This window comes from Escherichia sp. UTM R2, from assembly GCF_048593455.1.
Taxonomy (GTDB): Bacteria; Pseudomonadota; Gammaproteobacteria; order Enterobacterales; family Enterobacteriaceae; genus Escherichia; species Escherichia coli.
Window position 1 is genome coordinate 1,514,833 of the sequence record NZ_JBFWDY010000002.1, and the last position, 23,289, is coordinate 1,538,121.

Annotated in this window: 14 protein-coding genes; 7 read left to right on the forward strand and 7 right to left on the reverse strand. The window is 52.0% G+C overall.

Annotated features, from left to right (window positions below; genetic code table 11):
* Positions 1 to 33 precede the first annotated feature (33 nt).
* The 6 genes from gyrA to AB4H76_RS08180 all read left to right on the forward strand — a co-directional run bounded on the left by gyrA (position 34) and on the right by AB4H76_RS08180 (position 12,086).
* The gene (gene gyrA, locus AB4H76_RS08155) at positions 34 to 2,661 is read left to right on the forward strand and encodes a DNA topoisomerase (ATP-hydrolyzing) subunit A (RefSeq protein WP_420062582.1); all 2,628 of its coding nucleotides are present in this window, start codon (positions 34 to 36) and stop codon (positions 2,659 to 2,661) included.
* A gap of 207 nt (positions 2,662 to 2,868) precedes the next feature.
* On the forward strand, positions 2,869 to 4,497 hold the full coding sequence (locus AB4H76_RS08160) for a DUF2138 domain-containing protein (protein ID WP_420062623.1): 1,629 nt from the start codon (positions 2,869 to 2,871) through the stop codon (positions 4,495 to 4,497).
* Complete coding sequence (locus AB4H76_RS08165) at positions 4,494 to 5,117, forward strand: DUF1175 domain-containing protein (RefSeq protein WP_077492556.1); 624 nt, start codon at positions 4,494 to 4,496, stop codon at positions 5,115 to 5,117. The genes AB4H76_RS08160 and AB4H76_RS08165 overlap by 4 nt, the downstream gene beginning before the upstream one ends.
* A gap of 23 nt (positions 5,118 to 5,140) precedes the next feature.
* Complete coding sequence (locus AB4H76_RS08170) at positions 5,141 to 9,655, forward strand: alpha-2-macroglobulin family protein (protein ID WP_201293789.1); 4,515 nt, start codon at positions 5,141 to 5,143, stop codon at positions 9,653 to 9,655.
* Positions 9,656 to 11,305, forward strand: a complete 1,650-nt coding sequence (locus tag AB4H76_RS08175; protein WP_001104549.1) for a YfaQ family protein — start codon at positions 9,656 to 9,658, stop codon at positions 11,303 to 11,305.
* Between the two features lie 4 nt (positions 11,306 to 11,309).
* Entirely contained in the window at positions 11,310 to 12,086 is a 777-nt protein-coding gene (locus AB4H76_RS08180) for a YfaP family protein (protein ID WP_001225852.1), read from the forward strand.
* 73 nt (positions 12,087 to 12,159) lie between these two features.
* Here AB4H76_RS08180 and atoB read toward each other — a convergent pair whose 3' ends face one another.
* The 6 genes from atoB to atoS form a co-directional block, all read right to left on the reverse strand.
* Complete coding sequence (gene atoB / locus AB4H76_RS08185) at positions 12,160 to 13,344, reverse strand: acetyl-CoA acetyltransferase (protein ID WP_000786547.1); 1,185 nt, start codon at positions 13,342 to 13,344, stop codon at positions 12,160 to 12,162.
* Between the two features lie 30 nt (positions 13,345 to 13,374).
* Positions 13,375 to 14,697 carry a TIGR00366 family protein gene (locus AB4H76_RS08190; protein WP_000580275.1) on the reverse strand — a complete coding sequence of 441 codons (1,323 nt, stop codon included), beginning with the start codon at positions 14,695 to 14,697 and terminating at the stop codon, positions 13,375 to 13,377.
* On the reverse strand, positions 14,694 to 15,344 hold the full coding sequence (gene atoA / locus AB4H76_RS08195) for an acetate CoA-transferase subunit beta (protein WP_000339065.1): 651 nt from the start codon (positions 15,342 to 15,344) through the stop codon (positions 14,694 to 14,696). Before atoA ends, AB4H76_RS08190 begins: the two co-directional genes overlap by 4 nt.
* On the reverse strand, positions 15,344 to 16,006 hold the full coding sequence (atoD, locus tag AB4H76_RS08200; protein WP_000850540.1) for an acetate CoA-transferase subunit alpha: 663 nt from the start codon (positions 16,004 to 16,006) through the stop codon (positions 15,344 to 15,346). Before atoD ends, atoA begins: the two co-directional genes overlap by 1 nt.
* A 195-nt stretch (positions 16,007 to 16,201) precedes the next feature.
* Positions 16,202 to 17,587 (reverse strand): acetoacetate metabolism transcriptional regulator AtoC, encoded by a 1,386-nt coding sequence (gene atoC, locus AB4H76_RS08205; RefSeq protein ID WP_000125282.1) that lies wholly within the window; start codon positions 17,585 to 17,587, stop codon positions 16,202 to 16,204.
* The gene (atoS, locus tag AB4H76_RS08210; protein ID WP_001295210.1) at positions 17,584 to 19,410 is read right to left on the reverse strand and encodes a two-component system sensor histidine kinase AtoS; all 1,827 of its coding nucleotides are present in this window, start codon (positions 19,408 to 19,410) and stop codon (positions 17,584 to 17,586) included. The genes atoC and atoS overlap by 4 nt, the downstream gene beginning before the upstream one ends.
* 166 nt (positions 19,411 to 19,576) lie before the next feature.
* On the opposite strand from atoS, the gene rcsC reads away from it, so the two are divergent.
* Positions 19,577 to 22,426, forward strand: a complete 2,850-nt coding sequence (gene rcsC / locus AB4H76_RS08215; RefSeq protein WP_000876011.1) for a two-component system sensor histidine kinase RcsC — start codon at positions 19,577 to 19,579, stop codon at positions 22,424 to 22,426.
* Positions 22,427 to 22,625: 199 nt separating this feature from the next.
* Here rcsC and rcsB read toward each other — a convergent pair whose 3' ends face one another.
* The gene (gene rcsB / locus AB4H76_RS08220) at positions 22,626 to 23,276 is read right to left on the reverse strand and encodes a response regulator transcription factor RcsB (protein ID WP_001061917.1); all 651 of its coding nucleotides are present in this window, start codon (positions 23,274 to 23,276) and stop codon (positions 22,626 to 22,628) included.
* Positions 23,277 to 23,289 lie beyond the last annotated feature (13 nt).

The following is a 23,289-nucleotide window of genomic DNA, read 5'->3' on the forward strand; positions in this document are numbered from 1 at the left end:
GAATCCGGGATACAGTAGAGGGATAGCGGTTAGATGAGCGACCTTGCGAGAGAAATTACACCGGTCAACATTGAGGAAGAGCTGAAGAGCTCCTATCTGGATTATGCGATGTCGGTCATTGTTGGCCGTGCGCTGCCAGATGTCCGAGATGGCCTGAAGCCGGTACACCGTCGCGTACTTTACGCCATGAACGTACTAGGCAATGACTGGAACAAAGCCTATAAAAAATCTGCCCGTGTCGTTGGTGACGTAATCGGTAAATACCATCCCCATGGTGACTTGGCGGTCTATGACACGATCGTCCGCATGGCGCAGCCATTCTCGCTGCGTTATATGCTGGTAGACGGTCAGGGTAACTTCGGTTCTATCGACGGCGACTCTGCGGCGGCAATGCGTTATACGGAAATCCGTCTGGCGAAAATTGCCCATGAACTGATGGCCGATCTCGAAAAAGAGACGGTCGATTTCGTTGATAACTATGACGGCACGGAAAAAATTCCGGACGTCATGCCAACCAAAATTCCTAACCTGCTGGTGAACGGTTCTTCCGGTATCGCCGTAGGTATGGCAACCAACATCCCGCCGCACAACCTGACGGAAGTCATCAACGGTTGTCTGGCGTATATTGATGATGAAGACATCAGCATTGAAGGGCTGATGGAACACATCCCGGGGCCGGACTTCCCGACGGCGGCAATCATTAACGGTCGTCGCGGTATTGAAGAAGCTTACCGTACCGGTCGCGGCAAGGTGTATATCCGCGCTCGCGCAGAAGTGGAAGTTGACGCCAAAACCGGTCGTGAAACCATTATCGTCCACGAAATTCCGTATCAGGTAAACAAAGCGCGCCTGATCGAGAAGATTGCGGAACTGGTAAAAGAAAAACGCGTGGAAGGCATCAGCGCGCTGCGTGACGAGTCTGACAAAGACGGTATGCGCATCGTGATTGAAGTGAAACGCGATGCGGTCGGTGAAGTTGTGCTCAACAACCTCTACTCCCAGACCCAGTTGCAGGTTTCTTTCGGTATCAACATGGTGGCATTGCACCATGGTCAGCCGAAGATCATGAACCTGAAAGACATCATCGCGGCGTTTGTTCGTCACCGCCGTGAAGTGGTGACCCGTCGTACTATTTTCGAACTGCGTAAAGCTCGCGATCGTGCTCATATCCTTGAAGCATTAGCCGTGGCGCTGGCGAACATCGACCCGATCATCGAACTGATCCGTCATGCGCCGACGCCTGCAGAAGCGAAAACTGCGCTGGTTGCTAATCCGTGGCAGCTGGGCAACGTTGCCGCGATGCTCGAACGTGCTGGTGACGATGCTGCGCGTCCGGAATGGCTGGAGCCAGAGTTCGGCGTGCGTGATGGTCTGTACTACCTGACCGAACAGCAAGCTCAGGCGATTCTGGATCTGCGTTTGCAGAAACTGACCGGCCTTGAGCACGAAAAACTGCTCGACGAATACAAAGAGCTGCTGGATCAGATCGCGGAACTGTTGCGTATTCTTGGTAGCGCCGATCGTTTGATGGAAGTGATCCGCGAAGAGCTGGAGCTGGTTCGTGAACAGTTCGGTGACAAACGTCGTACTGAAATCACTGCCAACAGCGCAGACATCAACCTGGAAGATCTGATCACTCAGGAAGATGTGGTCGTGACGCTCTCTCACCAGGGTTACGTTAAGTATCAGCCGCTTTCTGAATACGAAGCGCAGCGTCGTGGCGGGAAAGGTAAATCTGCTGCACGTATTAAAGAAGAAGACTTTATCGACCGACTGCTGGTGGCGAATACCCACGACCATATCCTGTGCTTCTCCAGCCGTGGTCGCGTCTATTCGATGAAAGTTTACCAGTTGCCGGAAGCCACTCGTGGCGCGCGCGGTCGTCCGATCGTCAACCTGCTGCCGCTGGAGCAGGACGAACGTATCACCGCGATCCTGCCGGTGACCGAGTTTGAAGAAGGCGTGAAAGTCTTCATGGCGACCGCTAACGGTACTGTGAAGAAAACCGTCCTCACCGAATTCAACCGTCTGCGTACTGCCGGTAAAGTGGCGATCAAACTGGTTGAAGGCGATGAGCTGATCGGCGTTGACCTGACCAGCGGCGAAGACGAAGTAATGCTGTTCTCCGCCGAAGGTAAAGTGGTGCGCTTTAAAGAGTTTTCCGTCCGTGCGATGGGCTGCAACACCACCGGTGTGCGCGGTATCCGTTTAGGCGAAGGCGATAAAGTCGTTTCTCTGATCGTACCGCGTGGCGAAGGGGCAATCCTCACCGCAACGCAAAACGGTTACGGTAAACGTACCGCAGTGGCGGAATACCCAACCAAGTCGCGTGCGACGAAAGGGGTTATCTCCATCAAGGTTACCGAACGTAACGGTTTAGTGGTTGGCGCGGTGCAGGTAGATGACTGCGACCAGATCATGATGATCACCGATGCTGGTACGCTGGTGCGTACTCGCGTTTCGGAAATCAGCATCGTGGGCCGTAACACTCAGGGCGTGATCCTCATCCGTACTGCGGAAGATGAAAACGTAGTGGGTCTGCAACGCGTTGCTGAACCGGTTGACGAGGAAGATCTGGACACCATCGATGGCAGTGCCGCGGAAGGAGACGATGAAATCGCTCCGGAAGTGGACGTTGACGACGAGCCAGAAGAAGAATAATTTTACTTCTTCATGCCAAAAGGGAGCTATCTCCCTTGTTTGAATTGAAAAGTCCAGGCTGCAAAGTCTGGGCTTTTGTCGTATTAGGGCACGGTAAAGTTTGGCTGTGCCCGTAAAAAATGGCTGGCTATACACAAGGAATGTGGCAATGAGTGGTGAAAAAAAGCGAAAGGCTGGCGGTTCTATGGTCTTGTAGGTTTTGGCGCAATAGCACTGCTTTCCGCTGGCGTCTGGGCGTTGCAATATGCTGGCAGTGGGCCAGAAAAAACGTTGTCGCCGCTGGTGGTGCACAACAATCTGCAAATCGATCTCAATGAGCCGGACCTCTTTCTCGACAGCGACTCTCTGAGCCAGCTTCCCAAAGATCTCATCACCATTCCGTTTCTCCACGATGTTCTGAGCGAAGATTTCGTTTTCTATTATCAGAATCATGCCGATCGTCTGGGCATTGAAGGCAGCATTCGTCGTATTGTCTATGAACACGATCTCACGCTGAAAGATAAGCTCTTTTCGTCACTCTTAGATCAGCCCGCGCAGGCAGCGCTGTGGCACGATAAACAAGGCCATCTTTCACATTATATGGTGCTGATCCAGCGCAGTGGTTTAAGCAAACTGCTGGAGCCATTGTTGTTTGCCGCTACCAGCGACAGCCAGTTAAGCAAAACGGAAATCAGTAGCATCAAGATAAATAGTGAAACTGTTCCTGTTTATCAGTTGCGCTATAACGGCAATAACGCCCTGATGTTCGCGACTTATCAGGACAAGATGCTGGTGTTTTCCAGCACGGATATGTTGTTTAAAGATGATCAGCAGGATACCGAAGCCACGGCGATCGCAGGTGATTTGTTGAGCGGCAAAAAACGCTGGCAAGCAAGCTTTGGCCTGGAAGAGCGTACTGCCGAAAAAACGCCAGTACGCCAGCGCATCGTAGTCAGCGCCAGGTGGCTGGGGTTTGGCTACCAGCGGTTAATGCCTTCTTTTGCTGGCGTACACTTCGAAATGGGTAACGACGGCTGGCACAGTTTTGTGGCGTTAAATGATGAATCCGCCAGCGTAGATGCCAGTTTCGATTTTACGCCGGTATGGAACAGTATGCCTGCCGGAGCCAGCTTCTGTGTGGCGGTGCCGTATTCACACGGTATTGCCGAAGAGATGCTTTCGCACATCAGCCAGGAAAACGACAAGCTGAATGGGGCGTTAGACGGTGCCGCGGGGCTGTGCTGGTATGAAAACTCAAAATTGCAAACCCCGCTGTTTGTCGGTCAGTTTGATGGCACTGCCGAACAGGCGCAATTGCCAGGGAAACTGTTTACGCAAAATATTGGTGCGCACGAAAGCAAAGCGCCAGAAGGTGTTTTGCCGGTAAGCCAGACTCAGCAGGGCGAAGCGCAAATCTGGCGTCGCGAAGTGAGTTCCCGATACGGCCAGTATCCGAAAGCGCAGGCGGCGCAACCCGATCAATTAATGTCGGATTATTTTTTCCGTGTGTCGCTGGCGATGCAAAACAAAACGCTGCTTTTCTCCCTCGATGACACGCTGGTTAATAACGCGCTGCAAACACTGAATAAAACCCGCCCGGCAATGGTGGATGTAATACCCACTGATGGCATCGTTCCGCTCTATATCAATCCACAAGGAATAGCGAAACTGCTGCGTAACGAAACGTTGACCAGTCTGCCGAAGAATCTCGAACCGGTTTTTTATAACGCCGCACAAACTTTATTAATGCCGAAGCTGGACGCTTTATCTCAACAACCGCGTTATGTCATGAAGCTGGCCCAGATGGAACCCGGTGCCGCCTGGCAGTGGCTACCCATAACCTGGCAGCCGCTATGAGGCACGGGCTGCTGGCGCTGATTTGCTGGCTGTGTTGTGTTGTTGTCCATAGCGAAATGCTGAATGTCGAACAATCCGGGCTGTTTCGCGCCTGGTTTGTACGCATTGCACAAGAACAGCTCCGCCAGGGGCCAAGTCCACGCTGGTATCAGCAGGATTGTGCGGGCCTGGTGCGATTTGCGGCGAACGAGACGCTGAAAGTTCACGACAGTAAATGGCTAAAAAGTAACGGTTTATCTAGCCAGTATTTGCCGCCAGAGATGACGCTAACACCTGAACAGCGTCAACTGGCGCAAAACTGGAATCAGGGGAACGGGAAAACCGGCCCCTATGTGACCGCGATTAATTTGATTCAGTACAACAGCCAGTTTATTGGCCAGGACATAAACCAGGCGCTGCCTGGCGATATGATTTTTTTCGATCAGGGCGATGCCCAGCACTTAATGGTCTGGATGGGGCGTTACGTCATCTACCACACCGGAAGCGCCACGAAAACTGACAACGGAATGCGCGCAGTCAGTCTGCAACAACTTATGACATGGAAGGACACCCGATGGATACCCAACGATTCCAATCCCAATTTCATTGGCATTTATCGTTTAAATTTTCTGGCGCGATAGCAGCGTGCTTGTCCCTGTCTCTTGTGGGAACAGGGCTTGCTAATGCTGATGATTCGCTTCCTTCCAGCAACTATGCGCCGCCTGCCGGGGGAACATTCTTTTTGCTTGCTGACAGCAGTTTTAGCAGCAGTGAAGAGGCGAAAGTGCGACTGGAAGCGCCGGGGCGTGATTATCGGCGCTATCAGATGGAAGAGTACGGCGGCGTGGACGTTCGCCTGTATCGTATTCCTGACCCGATGGCATTTTTGCGCCAGCAGAAAAACCTGCATCGCATTGTGGTGCAACCGCAATATCTGGGCGACGGGCTGAACAATACGCTAACCTGGCTGTGGGATAACTGGTACGGCAAATCTCGCCGCGTGATGCAGCGTACTTTCTCTTCTCAGTCACGGCAGAATGTGACTCAGGCGTTACCCGAATTACAGCTCGGCAATGCCATTATTAAACCTTCCCGTTATGTACAGAACAACCAGTTTTCCCCGCTGAAAAAATATCCCCTGGTGGAACAGTTCCGTTATCCACTATGGCAGGCTAAACCGTTCGAGCCGCAGCAAGGGGTAAAACTGGAAGGCGCATCCAGCAATTTCATCTCGCCGCAGCCGGGTAACATTTATATTCCTCTCGGCCAACAAGAGCCGGGACTGTACCTCGTCGAGGCGATGGTTGGTGGGTATCGGGCGACGACGGTGGTGTTTGTTTCCGATACCGTGGCGCTTAGCAAAGTGTCAGGCAAAGAGCTTCTGGTGTGGACCGCGGGTAAAAAACAGGGTGAAGCGAAGCCCGGCTCAGAGATCTTGTGGACTGACGGTCTTGGCGTGATGACCCGCGGTGTGACCGATGACAGCGGTACCTTGCAGTTACAACATATATCGCCAGAACGTTCATACATTCTGGGTAAGGATGCTGAAGGCGGCGTTTTTGTCTCCGAGAACTTCTTCTACGAAAGCGAAATCTACAACACCCGCTTGTATATTTTTACCGATCGCCCGCTATATCGCGCAGGCGATCGTGTCGATGTTAAAGTGATCGGCCGCGAGTTCCACGATCCGTTGCATTCATCCCCCATCGTCAGCGCCCCGGCGAAGCTTTCGGTGCTGGACGCCAACGGCAGTCTGTTGCAAACCGTCAATGTCACGCTGGATGCGCGCAATGGCGGGCAGGGAAGTTTCCGCCTGCCAGAAAATGCCGTAGCCGGAGGTTATGAGTTACGTCTTGCTTACCGCAATCAGGTCTATAGCAGCAGTTTTCGCGTGGCAAACTACATCAAGCCACATTTCGAGATTGGTTTAGCTCTCGACAAAAAAGAGTTCAAAACTGGCGAAGCGGTCAGCGGCAAACTGCAACTGCTCTACCCGGATGGCGAGCCGGTAAAAAATGCCCGCGTGCAGTTAAGTTTGCGCGCTCAGCAATTATCAATGGTCGGTAACGATTTGCGTTATGCCGGACGTTTCCCCGTGTCGCTGGAAGGCAGCGAAACGGTGTCCGACGCCAGCGGTCATGTGACGTTAAATCTCCCCGCCGCCGATAAACCGAGCCGCTATTTGTTAACCGTCTCCGCCAGTGACGGCGCGGCGTATCGCGTCACCACCACCAAAGAGATCCTCATTGAACGCGGCCTGGCGCATTACTCTTTAAGTACCGCCGCACAATACAGTAATAGCGGCGAGTCGGTTGTGTTCCGTTATGCCGCGCTGGAATCTTCAAAACAGGTTCCTGTTACGTATGAATGGTTGCGTCTCGAAGACCGCACGAGCCATAGCGGAGAGCTACCGTCAGGCGGCAAATCCTTTACCGTCAATTTCGCTAAACCTGGCAACTACAATCTGACATTACGCGATAAAGACGGCTTAATTCTCGCTGGGTTAAGTCATGCCGTCAGCGGTAAGGGCAGCACGGCGCATACTGGTACGGTAGATATCGTGGCGGATAAAACGCTGTACCAGCCAGGCGAAACCGCGAAGATGCTGATTACCTTTCCGGAGCCAATTGATGAAGCATTATTGACGCTGGAACGCGATCGCGTGGAACAGCAGTCGCTGCTTTCGCATCCGGCAAACTGGCTAACGCTACAACGTTTAAACGATACCCAGTATGAAGCCCGGGTTCCAGTGAGCAATTCCTTTGCGCCTAACATCACTTTTTCGGTGCTGTATACCCGTAATGGTCAGTACAGTTTTCAGAACGCCGGGATCAAAGTTGCCGTTCCTCAGCTTGATATCCGGGTGAAAACGGACAAAACCCATTACCAGCCTGGTGAACTGGTCAATGTCGAATTAACCTCGTCGCTGAAAGGTAAACCTGTTTCTGCGCAGCTAACGGTAGGCGTGGTCGATGAAATGATCTACGCGCTGCAACCAGAAATCGCGCCGAATATCGGCAAATTTTTCTATCCGCTGGGGCGTAACAATGTGCGTACCAGCTCCAGTCTGTCGTTTATCAGCTACGACCAGGCGCTCTCCAGCGAGCCGGTTGCGCCTGGCGCAACTAACCGCAGCGAGCGGCGAGTAAAAATGCTTGAACGTCCACGGCGTGAAGAGGTGGATACCGCGGCATGGATGCCGTCACTCACAACCGATAAACAAGGCAAAGCGTATTTCACGTTCCTGATGCCTGATTCGTTAACCCGCTGGCGTATCACCGCGCGTGGGATGAACGGCGACGGACTGGTCGGGCAGGGGCGTGCTTATCTGCGTTCGGAAAAAAATCTCTACATGAAGTGGAGTATGCCAACGGTGTATCGCGTGGGCGACAAACCGGCGGCAGGACTGTTTATCTTCAGTCAGCAGGATAACGAACCGGTGGCGCTGGTGACTAAATTTGCAGGCGCTGAGATGCGCCAGACGCTGACGCTGCACAAAGGGGCGAATTATATTTCGCTGACGCAGAATATTCAGCAATCTGGCTTGTTAAGTGCAGAACTGCAACAAAATGGGCAAGTGCAGGACAGCATTAGCACAAAACTGTCTTTTGTGGATAACAGCTGGCCCGTTGAACAGCAGAAAAATGTCATGCTCGGTGGTGGCGATAACGCGCTGATGTTGCCCGAGCAGGCGAGCAATATCCGGCTACAAAGTAGTGAAACGCCGCAGGAGATTTTCCGCAACAATCTTGATGCGTTAGTCGATGAACCGTGGGGTGGCGTAATCAACACCGGTAGCCGTCTGATCCCGCTCAGTCTCGCCTGGCGTTCGCTTGCCGATCATCAAAGTGCCGCCGCTAACGACATTCGTCAGATGATTCAGGATAACCGTCTGCGGCTGATGCAACTGGCGGGGCCCGGAGCGCGCTTTACCTGGTGGGGTGAAGATGGCAATGGTGACGCCTTCCTTACGGCATGGGCATGGTACGCCGACTGGCAGGCCAGCCAGGCGATCGGCGTAACGCAACAACCGGAATACTGGCAGCATATGCTCGACAGCTACGCGGAGCAGGCAGATAACATGCCGTTATTGCATCGGGCGCTGGTGCTGGCATGGGCGCAGGAGATGAATTTGCCGTGCAAAACGTTGTTGAAAGGGTTGGATGAAGCTATCGCCCGGCGCGGAACTAAAACTGAAGATTTCTCTGAGGAAGACACCCGCGATATCAATGATAGCCTGATCCTCGATACACCGGAGTCTCCACTGGCAGATGCGGTGGCAAACGTCTTAACCATGACGTTGCTGAAAAAAGCGCAGTTGAAGTCCACGGTGATGCCACAGGTTCAGCAATATGCGTGGGATAAAGCGGCAAACAGCAATCAGCCGCTGGCGCACACGGTTGTGCTGCTTAATAGCGGTGGCGACGCTACCCAGACGGCCGCTATTTTAAGTGGTTTGACCGCTGAGCAATCCACTATTGAGCGCGCGCTGGCCATGAACTGGCTGGCGAAATATATGGCGACAATGCCTCCAGTTGTTTTGCCTGCGCCTGCGGGCGCATGGGCTAAACATAAGTTAACTGGAGGGGGCGAAGACTGGCGTTGGGTTGGTCAGGGCGTGCCGGACATTCTCTCTTTTGGTGACGAATTATCGCCGCAAAATGTGCAGGTCCGCTGGCGTGAGCCGGCAAAAATGGCTCAACAAAGTAACATTTCGGTGACCGTTGAACGCCAGTTGTATCGGCTTATCCCTGGTGAAGAAGAGATGAGCTTTATTCTGCAACCGGTGACCAGCAATGAGATTGACAGCGATGCGCTGTATCTCGATGAAATCACGCTTACCAGCGAGCAGGATGCAGTTCTGCGCTACGGTCAGGTGGAAGTACCGCTGCCACCGGGAGCCGACGTTGAGCGCACAACATGGGGCATTTCGGTCAATAAACCCAACGCCGCGAAACAGCAGGGGCAATTGCTGGAAAAAGCGCGAAATGAAATGGGCGAACTGGCCTATATGGTGCCGGTGAAAGAACTGACGGGAACGGTCACTTTCCGCCATTTGCTGCGCTTCTCGCAAAAAGGGCAATTCGTTCTGCCTCCTGCTCGTTATGTGCGTTCCTATGCACCTGCGCAGCAAAGTGTTGCGGCAGGGAGTGAATGGACCGGGATGCAGGTGAAATAAGTGAACTGGCGCAGAATCGTCTGGCTATTGGCGTTGGTTACTCTGCCAACACTTGCGGAGGAGACGCCGTTACAACTGGTGCTGCGCGGTGCGCAGCACGATCAACTGTATCAGCTGTCGTCATCAGGCGTGACCAAAGTCTCAGCATTACCTGACTCGCTCACCACGCCGTTAGGGAGTTTGTGGAAACTGTATGTTTACGCCTGGCTGGAGGATACCCATCAACCGGAGCAGCCCTACCAGTGTCGCGGAAACTCCCCGGAAGAGGTTTATTGTTGTCAGGCTGGGGAGAGCATAACGCGCGATACCGCGCTGGTACGTTCCTGTGGGCTCTATTTTGCGCCGCAGCGGTTGCATATTGGCGCAGATGTGTGGGGGCAATACTGGCAACAGCGTCAGGCACCTGCGTGGTTAGCGTCTCTGACTACGCTGAAGCCAGAAACCTCGGTAACGGTTAAATCGCTGCTTGATTCATTAGCGACGTTACCCGCGCAAAACAAAGCTCAGGAAGTCTTACTGGATGTGGTGCTGGACGAGGCGAAAATCGGTGTCGCATCCATGCTCGGTAGTCGGGTACGGGTGAAAACCTGGAGCTGGTTTGCCGATGATAAACAGGAAATCCGTCAGGGTGGTTTTGCTGGCTGGTTAACCGATGGTACACCGCTGTGGGTTACTGGCAGTGGCACCAGCAAAACGGTACTAACCCGTTATGCGACGGTGCTTAATCGGGTTTTGCCAGTGCCGACGCAGGTTGCCAGTGGGCAATGTGTAGAGGTGGAGCTGTTTGCCCGCTATCCGCTGAAGAAAATCACAGCGGAAAAGAGTACGACGGCAGTAAATCCCGGCGTACTTAATGGGCGCTATCGTGTGACGTTTACTAATGGTAACCACATTACGTTTGTCAGCCACGGTGAGACGACCTTACTGAGCGAAAAGGGCAAACTGAAATTGCAGTCGCATCTCGATCGTGAAGAGTACGTTGCCAGAGTTCTGGATCGCGAGGCGAAAAGTACGCCCCCTGAGGCAGCGAAAGCCATGACCGTGGCGATTCGCACTTTTTTACAGCAAAATGCCAATCGGGAAGGCGATTGCCTGACCATCCCCGACAGCAGCGCCACGCAGCGTGTTTCTGCTTCGCCAGCGACCACGGGGGCGCGAACGATGACCGCCTGGACGCAGGATCTCATCTATGCAGGCGATCCGGTTCATTATCATGGCAGTCGCGCTACCGAAGGGACACTTTCCTGGCGGCAAGCCACGGCCCAGGCGGGGCAGGGAGAGCGTTACGATCAGATACTCGCGTTTGCTTATCCCGACAACAGTCTTAGCCGCTGGGGAGCGCCACGCTCAACCTGCCAGTTATTACCCAAAGCGAAAGCCTGGCTGGCGAAAAAAATGCCGCAGTGGCGGCGTATATTACAAGCTGAGACGGGGTACAACGAACCAGACGTGTTTGCGGTTTGCCGTTTAGTCTCAGGTTTCCCCTATACCGATCGGCAGCAGAAACGGCTGTTTATTCGTAACTTCTTTACGCTTCAGGATCGGCTGGATTTAACCCATGAGTATCTGCACCTGGCCTTTGATGGTTATCCCACCGGGCTTGATGAGAACTATATCGAAACGCTGACCCGACAATTATTAATGGACTAATGCTATGCGAAAGATTTTTCTTCCGTTGTTACTGGTGGCGCTTTCGCCTGTCGCTCACAGTGAAGGTGTGCAGGAAGTCGAGATTGATGCACCGCTCTCAGGCTGGCATCCGGCAGAGGGCGAAGATGCCAGTTTTTCACAATCGATCAATTACCCGGCGTCGTCCGTCAACATGGCAGATGATCAAAATATCTCAGCGCAGATCCGCGGCAAAATAAAGAATTATGCTGCGGCGGGTAAAGTTCAGCAGGGCCGGCTGGTGGTCAACGGTGCCAGTATGCCGCAGAGAATTGAATCCGATGGTTCATTTGCACGCCCTTATATTTTCACTGAAGGCAGCAACAGCGTGCAGGTCATCAGCCCGGATGGGCAAAGCCGACAAAAAATGCAGTTTTACTCAACGCCGGGTACAGGAACGATTCGTGCACGTTTACGGCTGGTTCTCTCGTGGGATACGGACAATACCGACCTCGACCTTCACGTTGTTACGCCCGATGGCGAACACGCCTGGTACGGTAACACCGTGCTGAAAAACAGTGGTGCACTGGATATGGATGTCACGACGGGGTACGGACCCGAGATTTTCGCCATGCCCGCGCCAATTCACGGGCGCTATCAGGTGTATATCAACTACTATGGTGGGCGCAGCGAAACGGAATTAACCACCGCCCAACTGACGCTGATCACCGATGAAGGATCGGTCAATGAGAAACAGGAAACATTTATTGTACCGATGCGTAATGCTGGCGAGCTGACGCTGGTGAAAAGTTTTGACTGGTGATTAATGGGGTTACCTTCGCCGTCGATGTTCAAGAAAACACCCGATAACTTTCGCTATCGGGTGTTTTTATTGATTAATTCAACCGTTCAATCACCATCGCAATTCCCTGACCGCCGCCAATGCACAGTGTTGCCAGCCCCAGCGTTTTATCGCGTGCCTGCATGGCATGTAATAGTGTGACCAGAATACGAGCACCACTGGCACCGATAGGATGCCCGAGCGCGATGGCCCCGCCGTTGACATTCACTTTCTCAGAATCAAAGCCCAGGTTTTTCCCAACGGCAAGGAACTGTGCAGCAAATGCTTCATTAGCCTCAATGAGATCAATATCCGCCAGTTGCAGCCCCGCCAGTTGTAACGCTTTTTGCGTGGCAGGTACTGGCCCCATACCCATCAATGCGGGGGGCACGCCACCGCTGGCATAACTTTTAATGCGAGCCAGGGGGGTAAGGCCTGCTGCCAGCGCCGCAGATTCTTCCATAATCACCAGAGCGGCAGCACCGTCGTTAATACCAGACGCGTTCCCAGCGGTGACTGTTCCTGCTTTATCGAAGGCCGGGCGCAATGCACCTAACGCTTCAGCCGTTGAATTCGCTTTCGGGAATTCGTCTTGACTGAAGACGAAGGTTTTCTTTCGAGTGACAACATTTACCGGGACGATTTCGGCTGTAAAAGCACCGGACTCAATTGCGGCTGCCGCTTTACGCTGTGAATGTAGCGCCAGTTCATCCTGCATTTCACGGGTAATTCCGTACTCTTTAGCCACGTTTTCGGCGGTAATCCCCATATGATAACCATGGGTGGCGCACATCAGGCCATCGCGCAGGATTACGTCATAAACCTGTCCGTCTCCAAGACGATAACCAGAGCGTGCTTTTGCATCGAGTAAGTAGGGGGCTAAACTCATATTTTCCATACCCCCCGCCACAATGCTCTGCGCCTGACCTGCCTGAATGGCCTGGGCGGCAAGCGCCACACTTTTAAGACCCGAACCACATACTTTATTGACCGTGAATCCGCACACCGTTTCTGCCAGCCCGCTTTTTAACAGTGCCTGACGCGCCGGATTTTGCCCCAGCCCGGCTTGTAACACGTTACCCATAATCACTTCATCAACGTGTTGTGAATCGATTTTTGCACGTTCAATGGCGGCTTTAATTACTGTCGCCCCCAGGTCGATGGCGCTGGTGGAAGCGAGTGAACCGTTAAAACTACCGATAGCAGTACGTACCGCACTGACGATGACACAATTTTTCATTTTATATTCCTTCTGTTTGTAGGGGTGCCGTCAGAACAGCGTTAAACCAATGACGAAAATGACACCGGAGAAGAGCAGGGCAGTGATGCAGTAGCCCATGATGTCGCGGACACCGAGTCCGGCGATTGCCAGTGCTGGCAGCGCCCAGAATGGTTGTGCCATGTTCATCCATTGCTCGCCGTAGGCGATCGCCATTACCGATTTACCGAGATCAGCGCCCAGCGCCTGGGCTGCGGGTATCACGAAAGGTCCCTGAATAACCCAGTGACCGCCGCCAGACGGAACGGCGAAGTTAATCAGTGCAGAACTAAAAAAGGTCATTACCGGGAAGGTGTCTTTGTTCGCAACATTGATGAAGAATTCGGTAATGAGTCCGCCCAGACCGGAATGCTCCATCATCAGTTGGATCCCAGCGTAGAAGGGGAATTGCACCAGAATACCGGCAGTACTGCGTGCTGCCGCGCTGATAGCACGCATATAAGCCATTGGCGTTTTATGTAGCAGCAGACCCGCAATCATAAACATCAGGTTGACGGTATTGATGGTGATGTTGAAGCCATGTTCGCTGAAGTACATCGCAAGGTAAGCGATACCGAGTGCGCCGATGATCAACGTCAGAATGCGGCTTTCTTCCAGTCGCTCGGATGGTGGGGCATCTTTCGGTAGCTGCTTTTGAAAATCAGCCTCTTCCATGAGTAGTTTTGGATCGATACTCACCACGTCAGACGGTTTTGGCATCATCATGCGGGTGATAAATGGCATCACCACAATCAACGCCACAGTGATGAAAATGTTAAAACCACTGAACAGAGTATCGCCCACCGGGATCAGCCCGGCGATATGCTCAACCGGGTTGCCCGGTGTTGCAGCCAACAGAGGCATTGATCCAGAGAAGCCGCCACCCCAGGTGAGAAAACCAATGTAGGCGCAGGCAATGAGCAACGGATAATCAGAACCGGGGACTCGCCGGGCGACTTCACGGGCAAACATTGCGCCGACAACCAAACCAAATCCCCAGTTGATGACACAAGCGACTGAACCGAAGAAAGTGACCAGCATGACGCCCTGTACGGGCGTCTTTGCGGCGGAGGCGGCAGTACGCAGCAAACTTTTCACCGGAGCAGAGCTGGCAAGGGCATGACCGGTAACGATGATAAGCGCCATCTGCATACCAAACGCCAGCAAGTTCCAGAAACCGTCACCCCACATTTTCACCATGCTGATCGGCGTTTGTGGTGTTAACCAAAGCGCGATCACGAATGTTAGCAATGTCAGCAACATGGCAAAGATCAGTGGATCGGGAAGCCACCGGCTGACAAAACGCGTCATAAAACGCGATATGCGACCAATCATAAATCACCCCGTTGCGTATTCAGATCGGCGGCGACTTCAAACCGAGCTTCTGTTTTGGCACGCACGGTGGCTAAATCACACCCGTCGGCAATTTCGGTGAGCCACATTTTGCCGTCAATAAAACGAAAGACAGCCAGTTCAGTAACCAGCATATGCACCGCATGTTGCGCAGTGAGTGGCATGGTGCAGCGGCGCAAAATTTTTGCTGAACCATCTTTGGCGCAATGTTCCATGGCGATGATCACTTTGCGCGACCCGGTCACCAGATCCATCGCGCCACCCATACCGGGCACCATTTTCCCAGGCACTACCCAGTTCGCGAGGTTTGCTTCTTCGTCTACTTGCAAACCGCCGAGCACGCAGGCATCAATATGACCGCCACGGATTAGCGCAAATGACATGGCGCTATCAAACATGGCTGCACCGGGTAAAACACCGCACGGTTGCCCGCCAGCGTTCACCAGATCTGGATGCGCTGTCGTGACCGGGCCTAAACCGAGGAAGCCGTTTTCCGATTGCAGAGTGATATGAATACCCTCCGGTAAATAATTGGCGACCATTGTGGGTAAACCGATCCCTAAGTTAACGATGTCACCATCACGAAGCTCTTGCGCCACACGGCGCGCAATACGTTGTTTCGCATCCATTATTTGCTCTCCTGTGAAACGATGATGTGGTCGATAACGGCACCAGGGGTGACAATATGGTCAGGTTGCAGCTCGCCGGTTTCGACCAGTTCATCTGGCTCTACCAGCGTGATATCAGCCGCAAGGGCTATCAGGGGGTTAAAGTTGCGGGCGCTAAGTTGATAGGTCAGGTTGCCAAGTGTGTCGCAACGATGAGCGCGAATTAGCGCCAGGTCGGCGCGCAGTGGGCGTTCGAGCAGCCAGGTTTTACCGTCGAGTGTCAGTGTCTGTTTGCCTTCCTCTACGACGGTGCCGACACCCGTTGGGGTGAGAAAACCACCAAGTCCAGCTCCACCACAGCGAATTTGCTCGATTAGCGTACCTTGCGGCACCAGAACGACGTCCATCTCACCAGATATCATGCGCCGACCTGTTTCCGGGTTGGTGCCGATATGTGAAGCAATCACTTTGCGGACTCGACCATTGACGATGAGCGGACCGATGCCGGTATCAACAAACGCGGTATCATTGGCTATCAATGTCAGGTCGCGAACACCAGATTCCAGTAATGCTTCAACCAGGCGGGATGGAGTGCCAATCCCCATAAATCCGCCCACCATGATGGTCATGCCGTCACGAAAGAAGCCGGTGGCGTCTTGTAATGTCATCAATTTTGTTTTCATTTTTTATCCCTCTTGCATACACCGTTGTGGGTACAGTCAGGCAATAGCAAGGGGAGTGCCAGAATGAGATTATTGGATTTAGTTATTTAACTAATTGAATATGAAGGGATAAATTGGATGGGGATTTATAAGGAGAATGAGCGGCTATGCAGAAAATTGCGCACTGTGCAAATTTCTGCATAGCAAGTTTTGGTGTTATACATCCGCCGGATCGATACCGTATTCCTGGAGTTTATACATCAATGCACGGCGACTGATGCCCAGCATTAAAGCAGTGCGGGTTCGGTTTCCTTCTTGTTGTTCCAGCACTTCCATAATGATGCGTTTTTCGACGCGTTTAATTTCCTCTTTTAAATTACGCTCACCGACAGGGGCTGTTTTTACCTCGCCAGCATTACAGACTGGCTGACGAATCTGTGGCGGAAGATCCTCAGAAAAAATGATCGGGCCTGAATTCATCACGACGGCGCGTTCAATAACGTTGGAAAGCTCTCGAATATTTCCCGGCCATGACCAGGCGGTAAGCAGTGACATTGCCATCGGATCGATGTCGATAATATCGCGCTGATTCTCACTACTGAATTTTTGCAAAAAGTGATTAGCTAACAGGGAAATATCTTCCCGGCGATCGCGCAGAGGCGGCAGTATTAAATGAATAACGTTAAGGCGATAAAAGAGATCTTCACGGAAGGTGCCTTCTTTTACCATTGCCTGCAAGTCGCGGTTGGTGGCAGCAATGATGCGGATATCAACTTTTATGGTCTGATGGCCGCCAATCCGTTCAAATTCCCGTTCCTGTAGAATGCGTAGTAATTTGGCTTGTAGTACCAGCGGCATTTCGCCAATTTCGTCGAGGAGCAGAGTACCTTCGTTGGCACGTTCAAATAATCCCTGACGCAAGGTTTGAGCACCAGTAAATGCACCTTTTTCATGACCAAACAGTTCACTTTCGAGCAACGATTCCGGCAGCGCCGCGCAGTTGACTTTAATGAACGGCCCCTTTGCCCGCCGCGAATTGTAGTGAATCGCTCTGGCAATCAACTCTTTCCCGGTGCCGCTTTCACCGCTAATCAAGACGCTGGCCTGAGAAAGGGCAATTTTGGCGGTGTCTTTGCAGATATCCATCATCGCCGGGCTGTTGGTGAGAATGTGCCCCCATTGCCAGCTGGTGCTCAGTGCCTGGTGCAGATGACGGATCTCTTTTTTCATTGACTGGAGTTGTAAAGCGCGCTGAACGATTAAATTCAACTCATCGAGATCAAACGGCTTGATAACATAGTCGAAGGCTCCGCAGCGTAGTGCTTCGACGGCGGTTTCCACTTCCGCATAGGCCGTCATCAGAATAACGGGTGTCCGGGTCTCATGACTGCGCATCTCCTTTAGTGCCTTGATGCCGTCCATCTCTGGCATGCGGATATCCATCAACACCACATCAGGGTGAATATCGGCAAACAGGTGTAATGCTGTGCGTCCGTTGTTCGCACAATGTGTTTCGAATCCTTGTAGTGCAAAAGCGGTGCTCAGCATACGGCGAACATTATCTTCATCATCCACAATAAGGATGCGATTAATAGCAGTCATACAGTCTGATTTCCCTGCGGGTTGATCGGTAAAATAAGCGTGAAGGTTGCGCCGTAGCCCGGCAAACTGGCGACGCGAATATCACCCTGATGGGCATTAATGATGCGTTGACTTAACGCCAGACCAAGCCCGGTTCCTGAGGCTTTGGTGGTGAAAAAGGGATCGAAGATCTTTTTTTGCAGCGAGAGATCAATGCCACAGCCGTTGTCCTCTATCGAAATGGCCTGTTGTGAGTCGCTGTACTGCCAGGTTCGAATGCGAATTTTCCCTCGAGCACTGATAGCCTGGACGGCATTGATCAGGATATTCAGTAGTACCTGTTTGAGCAGTTCACGATCGGCGTTAATCGGGCTTAATTCATTATCCAGTTCGCTTATGAAGTCGACCCGCGCTTGTACGCCGGCGGTTTGTACCAGTACCAGAGTTTCTTCAACCAATGCATTGAGGCTGACTTGTTGCCATTGACTGTGGCGTGGACGTGAAAATTCGAGCAATTGCTGAATAACTTTGTTAATTGAATCGATTTCTTTGAGTACTACGGACAGATATTCCTGATGTATTGGGTCACTGGTTTGTTGGCGCAAGATCTGTACATAACCACGAATAGCCGTTAACGGATTACGTACTTCATGCGCGACGCCAGCCATCAGCTCACCCAGTGTGGCGAGGCGTTCTGCTTGCGCCATGCGGCGCTGGGTTTCTTTGCGGGCAGTTAAATCAGAGAAAATCACCAAAGCACCTATCATTTCACCGTGCGTGTTATGAATACGACTGGTAGTGACACTGAGTTCAATGGTGCGGTCACGACCTGGAAAACTGATCTCCAGCGCCACATGTTCGGTGCCATGTTCCAGCGTATCCAGTACTGGACTGTAGAACTGAGTATTGTCGAACAACATGGAGTAAGGCTGCCCTACCAGTTCATGGCGTTGATAGCCAGTGATAACTTCTGCTGCTGGGTTCATGGTGGTTACATCACCCTGGCGGTCAATGGCAATGACGCCATCGGCAGCGTTTTCAATAATCAGATCGTTAAGTGTCCGCGTTTCACGCAGTGCCTGGGCGAGGTTATTAACACTCTGACTGATTTGCCCCATTTCACCGGGCAATTGTGGTAATCGAGTGGGAATATTTTGTGCCAGAGTCGAGAGGCCATCGGTGATGATATCAATATTGGCGCTCAGGCGACGGGAGAAAAGGACAATCAATAGCAGGCTTATCAGCAAACCGGCGGTGAGCACAATGATAATCCTCACATCCATTTTCCAGGCCTGGCGGCGAATATCTTCGGTTAATTCATTGGCCCAGATATAGCCGAGGATTTCACCATTACGCTCAATGGGGAGCATTGAATTCAAAATATCGCCGCGCACCTGCCTGCCTGAATAAACCAAAGGGGTATTTGTACGCATGACTTCGCGACCAGGGTGATCTGCGGCAATGGTAACGCCGACATTATTCTGATATAGCGCTGAAGGCGCGTAGGTGATTATCGCATCCAGCATTTTGTTGTAATAACCAGCACCGATGCCAGGGAAGGCGTGAGTGATATTTTCGGTAATGGGGGCAAGTTCTGCATTTAATGCGCGGATACGCTCCTCACGTGGTAAGTCGATGTAGAGATCATAGCGATCGCCTAGTGCCTGATTAAGCAGGTTGACCACGGCAGAAAGTTTTTTCTCTTTTTCAGATAAGACTGCTGAACGTCCTTCCGTTTCTACGATATAACCAATAGTAAGCGTTGGGACAATGACCATCAGGATTGCCATCAGGATCATTTGATTGCGTAAGCGGCGTGGATAAATCCACTTCATATAATGCATGCTGAAATCCACTAGTCTTGTCCGGTATATGACGATTATCAGAGGTTAAGGTGATGATTTCTCGGCGGTGTATCATATTCCAGAGAAGAGAGAACATTGCGGTAACACGCTTTTACCGCTACCTTAACCACACTCCATCGGTCACCTGAGGCGGAGCTTCGCCCCTTTGAAATACCTTGCTTCTTTTCGTACAACCCTGAAAGCCTCGCGCTACATGTTCAGAGCATTGGCGTTAGTGCTCTGGCTGTTGATTGCTTTTTCATCCGTTTTTTACATCGTTAATGCGTTACATCAGCGAGAATCGGAAATTCGTCAGGAATTTAATCTGAGTTCCGATCAGGCTCAGCGCTTTATTCAACGCACCTCTGATGTGATGAAAGAGCTGAAGTACATCGCCGAAAATCGCTTATCGGCAGAAAACGGTGTGCTTTCCCCGCGTGGACGAGAAACGCAGGCGGATGTGCCTGCGTTTGAACCGCTGTTTGCCGACTCCGATTGTTCCGCAATGAGTAACACCTGGCGAGGTTCTCTGGAGTCATTGGCGTGGTTTATGCGCTACTGGCGCGATAATTTTTCTGCGGCTTACGATCTAAACCGGGTATTTTTAATCGGCAGCGATAACCTCTGCATGGCTAATTTCGGTCTGCGTGATATGCCAGTGGAACGCGATACCGCGTTGAAAGCTTTGCATGAACGCATCAATAAATATCGAAATGCACCACAAGATGATAGCGGCAGTAACCTCTACTGGATCAGCGAAGGTCCGCGCCCTGGCGTCGGGTATTTTTACGCGTTGACGCCAGTTTATCTGGCGAACCGGTTGCAGGCGCTTTTGGGTGTCGAGCAGACCATCCGGATGGAGAACTTTTTCTTACCGGGTACGTTGCCGATGGGGGTTACCATTCTTGATGAAAATGGTCATACCCTGATTTCGCTTACCGGACCAGAAAGTAAAATTAAGGGCGATCCTCGCTGGATGCAGGAACGCTCCTGGTTTGGCTATACGGAAGGGTTCCGGGAGCTGGTGCTGAAGAAAAATCTGCCACCCTCATCGCTAAGCATCGTGTATTCGGTGCCGGTTGATAAGGTGCTGGAACGCATTCGCATGTTGATCCTTAACGCAATTTTGCTGAATGTGCTTGCCGGAGCTGCATTGTTTACTCTCGCACGGATGTACGAGCGACGTATTTTCATTCCGGCGGAAAGCGACGCCCTGCGACTGGAAGAACATGAGCAGTTCAATCGCAAGATTGTCGCCTCCGCGCCAGTGGGTATCTGCATTTTGCGTACCGCTGATGGCGTCAATATTTTAAGTAACGAACTGGCGCATACCTATCTCAATATGCTTACGCATGAGGACCGCCAACGACTGACGCAAATTATCTGTGGGCAGCAGGTCAATTTTGTTGATGTCCTGACCAGCAACAATACCAATCTGCAAATCAGCTTCGTCCATTCGCGCTATCGTAATGAAAACGTGGCCATTTGTGTGCTGGTGGATGTTTCTTCGCGCGTGAAGATGGAAGAGTCGTTGCAGGAGATGGCACAAGCAGCGGAACAGGCGAGCCAGTCAAAATCGATGTTCCTTGCCACCGTCAGTCATGAGCTGCGAACGCCGCTGTATGGCATTATCGGTAACCTGGATCTGTTGCAAACCAAAGAGTTACCGAAAGGCGTCGATCGGCTGGTGACGGCAATGAACAACTCTTCCAGCCTGTTGTTGAAAATTATCAGCGATATTCTCGATTTCTCGAAGATTGAATCGGAACAGTTGAAGATCGAACCGCGTGAGTTTTCACCGCGTGAAGTGATGAACCACATCACCGCCAACTATTTACCGCTGGTGGTACGCAAGCAGTTAGGCTTGTACTGCTTTATTGAACCGGATGTGCCAGTGGCCTTAAATGGCGACCCGATGCGTTTACAGCAGGTCATCTCCAACCTGTTGAGTAACGCCATAAAATTCACCGATACCGGCTGTATAGTTTTGCATGTTCGCGCGGATGGCGATTATCTCTCTATCCGTGTTCGCGATACCGGCGTGGGGATACCGGCGAAAGAAGTGGTGCGCTTGTTTGATCCCTTCTTCCAGGTCGGAACGGGCGTACAGCGTAATTTCCAGGGGACCGGTCTGGGTCTGGCGATTTGTGAAAAACTGATCAGCATGATGGACGGCGATATCTCGGTAGATTCAGAACCGGGAATGGGCAGCCAGTTTACCGTGCGTATTCCGTTGTACGGCGCTCAGTACCCGCAGAAAAAAGGCGTGGAAGGGTTGAGTGGTAAACGCTGCTGGCTGGCGGTCCGCAATGCGTCGCTCTGTCAGTTCCTGGAAACCAGTTTGCAGCGCAGCGGCATCGTCGTTACAACATACGAAGGGCAGGAACCGACTCCCGAAGATGTGTTGATCACTGACGAGGTAGTGAGTAAAAAATGGCAGGGCAGAGCGGTAGTGACCTTCTGTCGTCGCCATATTGGTATTCCGCTGGAGAAAGCGCCAGGGGAGTGGGTACACAGTGTGGCTGCTCCGCATGAGCTACCGGCATTGTTGGCGCGTATTTATTTGATCGAGATGGAGAGCGACGATCCTGCTAACGCTCTGCCGTCAACGGACAAAGCGGTCAGCGATAATGACGATATGATGATTCTGGTCGTGGATGATCATCCGATTAACCGGCGTTTGCTGGCAGATCAGTTGGGATCGTTGGGCTATCAATGTAAAACCGCGAATGATGGCGTCGATGCGCTTAATGTACTTAGCAAGAATCATATTGATATCGTGCTTAGCGACGTCAACATGCCAAATATGGATGGTTACCGCTTGACGCAACGCATTCGTCAGTTGGGACTGACGTTGCCGGTAATCGGAGTAACTGCTAATGCGTTGGCTGAAGAGAAGCAGCGGTGTCTGGAGTCCGGTATGGACAGCTGCCTGTCGAAGCCGGTAACGCTGGATGTGATAAAACAGACGCTGACGTTATATGCCGAGAGGGTCAGGAAATCGCGGGATTCGTAGGACGGATAAGGCGTTTACGCCGCATCCGGCATTCAGTGCAAATGCCAGATGCGACGCTGACGCGTCTTATCTGGCCTACTTTGATGTAATCTGTTGAAATAATGGGAATCGTAGGACGCATAAGGCGTTTACGCCGCATCCGGCAATCGGTGCAAATGCCAGATAAGACACTAACGCGTCTTATCTGGCCTACAGGTGATTAGTCTTTATCTGCCGGACTTAACGTCACTGAAGAGAGATAATTCAGCAGGGCGATATCGTTCTCGACACCCAGCTTCATCATCGCAGATTTCTTCTGGCTACTGATGGTTTTAATACTGCGGTTCAGCTTTTTAGCGATCTCGGTCACCAGGAAGCCTTCCGCAAACAGGCGCAGAACTTCACTCTCTTTTGGCGAGAGACGCTTGTCACCGTAACCACCAGCACTGATTTTTTCCAACAGGCGAGAAACGCTTTCCGGGGTAAATTTCTTCCCTTTCTGCAGCGCGGCGAGAGCTTTCGGCAGATCGGTCGGTGCACCTTGTTTCAGCACGATCCCTTCGATATCCAGATCCAATACCGCACTAAGAATCGCCGGGTTGTTGTTCATGGTCAGAACAATAATCGACAGGCTTGGGAAATGGCGCTTGATGTACTTGATTAAGGTAATGCCATCGCCGTACTTATCGCCAGGCATGGAGAGATCGGTAATCAACACATGCGCATCCAGTTTCGGCAGGTTGTTGATCAGTGCTGTAGAGTCTTCAAATTCGCCGACAACATTCACCCACTCAATTTGCTCAAGTGATTTGCGAATACCGAACAAGACTATCGGATGGTCATCGGCAATAATTACGTTCATATTGTTCATGTAATAGGCTACC

Coding starts and splice junctions, on each gene's coding strand:
- gyrA (WP_420062582.1), top strand. CDS start 34: ATGAGCGACCTTGCGAGAGAAATTACACCGGTCAACATTGAGGAAGAG.
- AB4H76_RS08165 (WP_077492556.1), top strand. CDS start 4,494: ATGAGGCACGGGCTGCTGGCGCTGATTTGCTGGCTGTGTTGTGTTGTT.
- AB4H76_RS08180 (WP_001225852.1), top strand. CDS start 11,310: ATGCGAAAGATTTTTCTTCCGTTGTTACTGGTGGCGCTTTCGCCTGTC.
- atoB (WP_000786547.1), bottom strand. CDS start 13,344: ATGAAAAATTGTGTCATCGTCAGTGCGGTACGTACTGCTATCGGTAGT.
- AB4H76_RS08190 (WP_000580275.1), bottom strand. CDS start 14,697: ATGATTGGTCGCATATCGCGTTTTATGACGCGTTTTGTCAGCCGGTGG.
- atoA (WP_000339065.1), bottom strand. CDS start 15,344: ATGGATGCGAAACAACGTATTGCGCGCCGTGTGGCGCAAGAGCTTCGT.
- atoD (WP_000850540.1), bottom strand. CDS start 16,006: ATGAAAACAAAATTGATGACATTACAAGACGCCACCGGCTTCTTTCGT.
- atoC (WP_000125282.1), bottom strand. CDS start 17,587: ATGACTGCTATTAATCGCATCCTTATTGTGGATGATGAAGATAATGTT.
- atoS (WP_001295210.1), bottom strand. CDS start 19,410: ATGCATTATATGAAGTGGATTTATCCACGCCGCTTACGCAATCAAATG.
- rcsB (WP_001061917.1), bottom strand. CDS start 23,276: ATGAACAATATGAACGTAATTATTGCCGATGACCATCCGATAGTCTTG.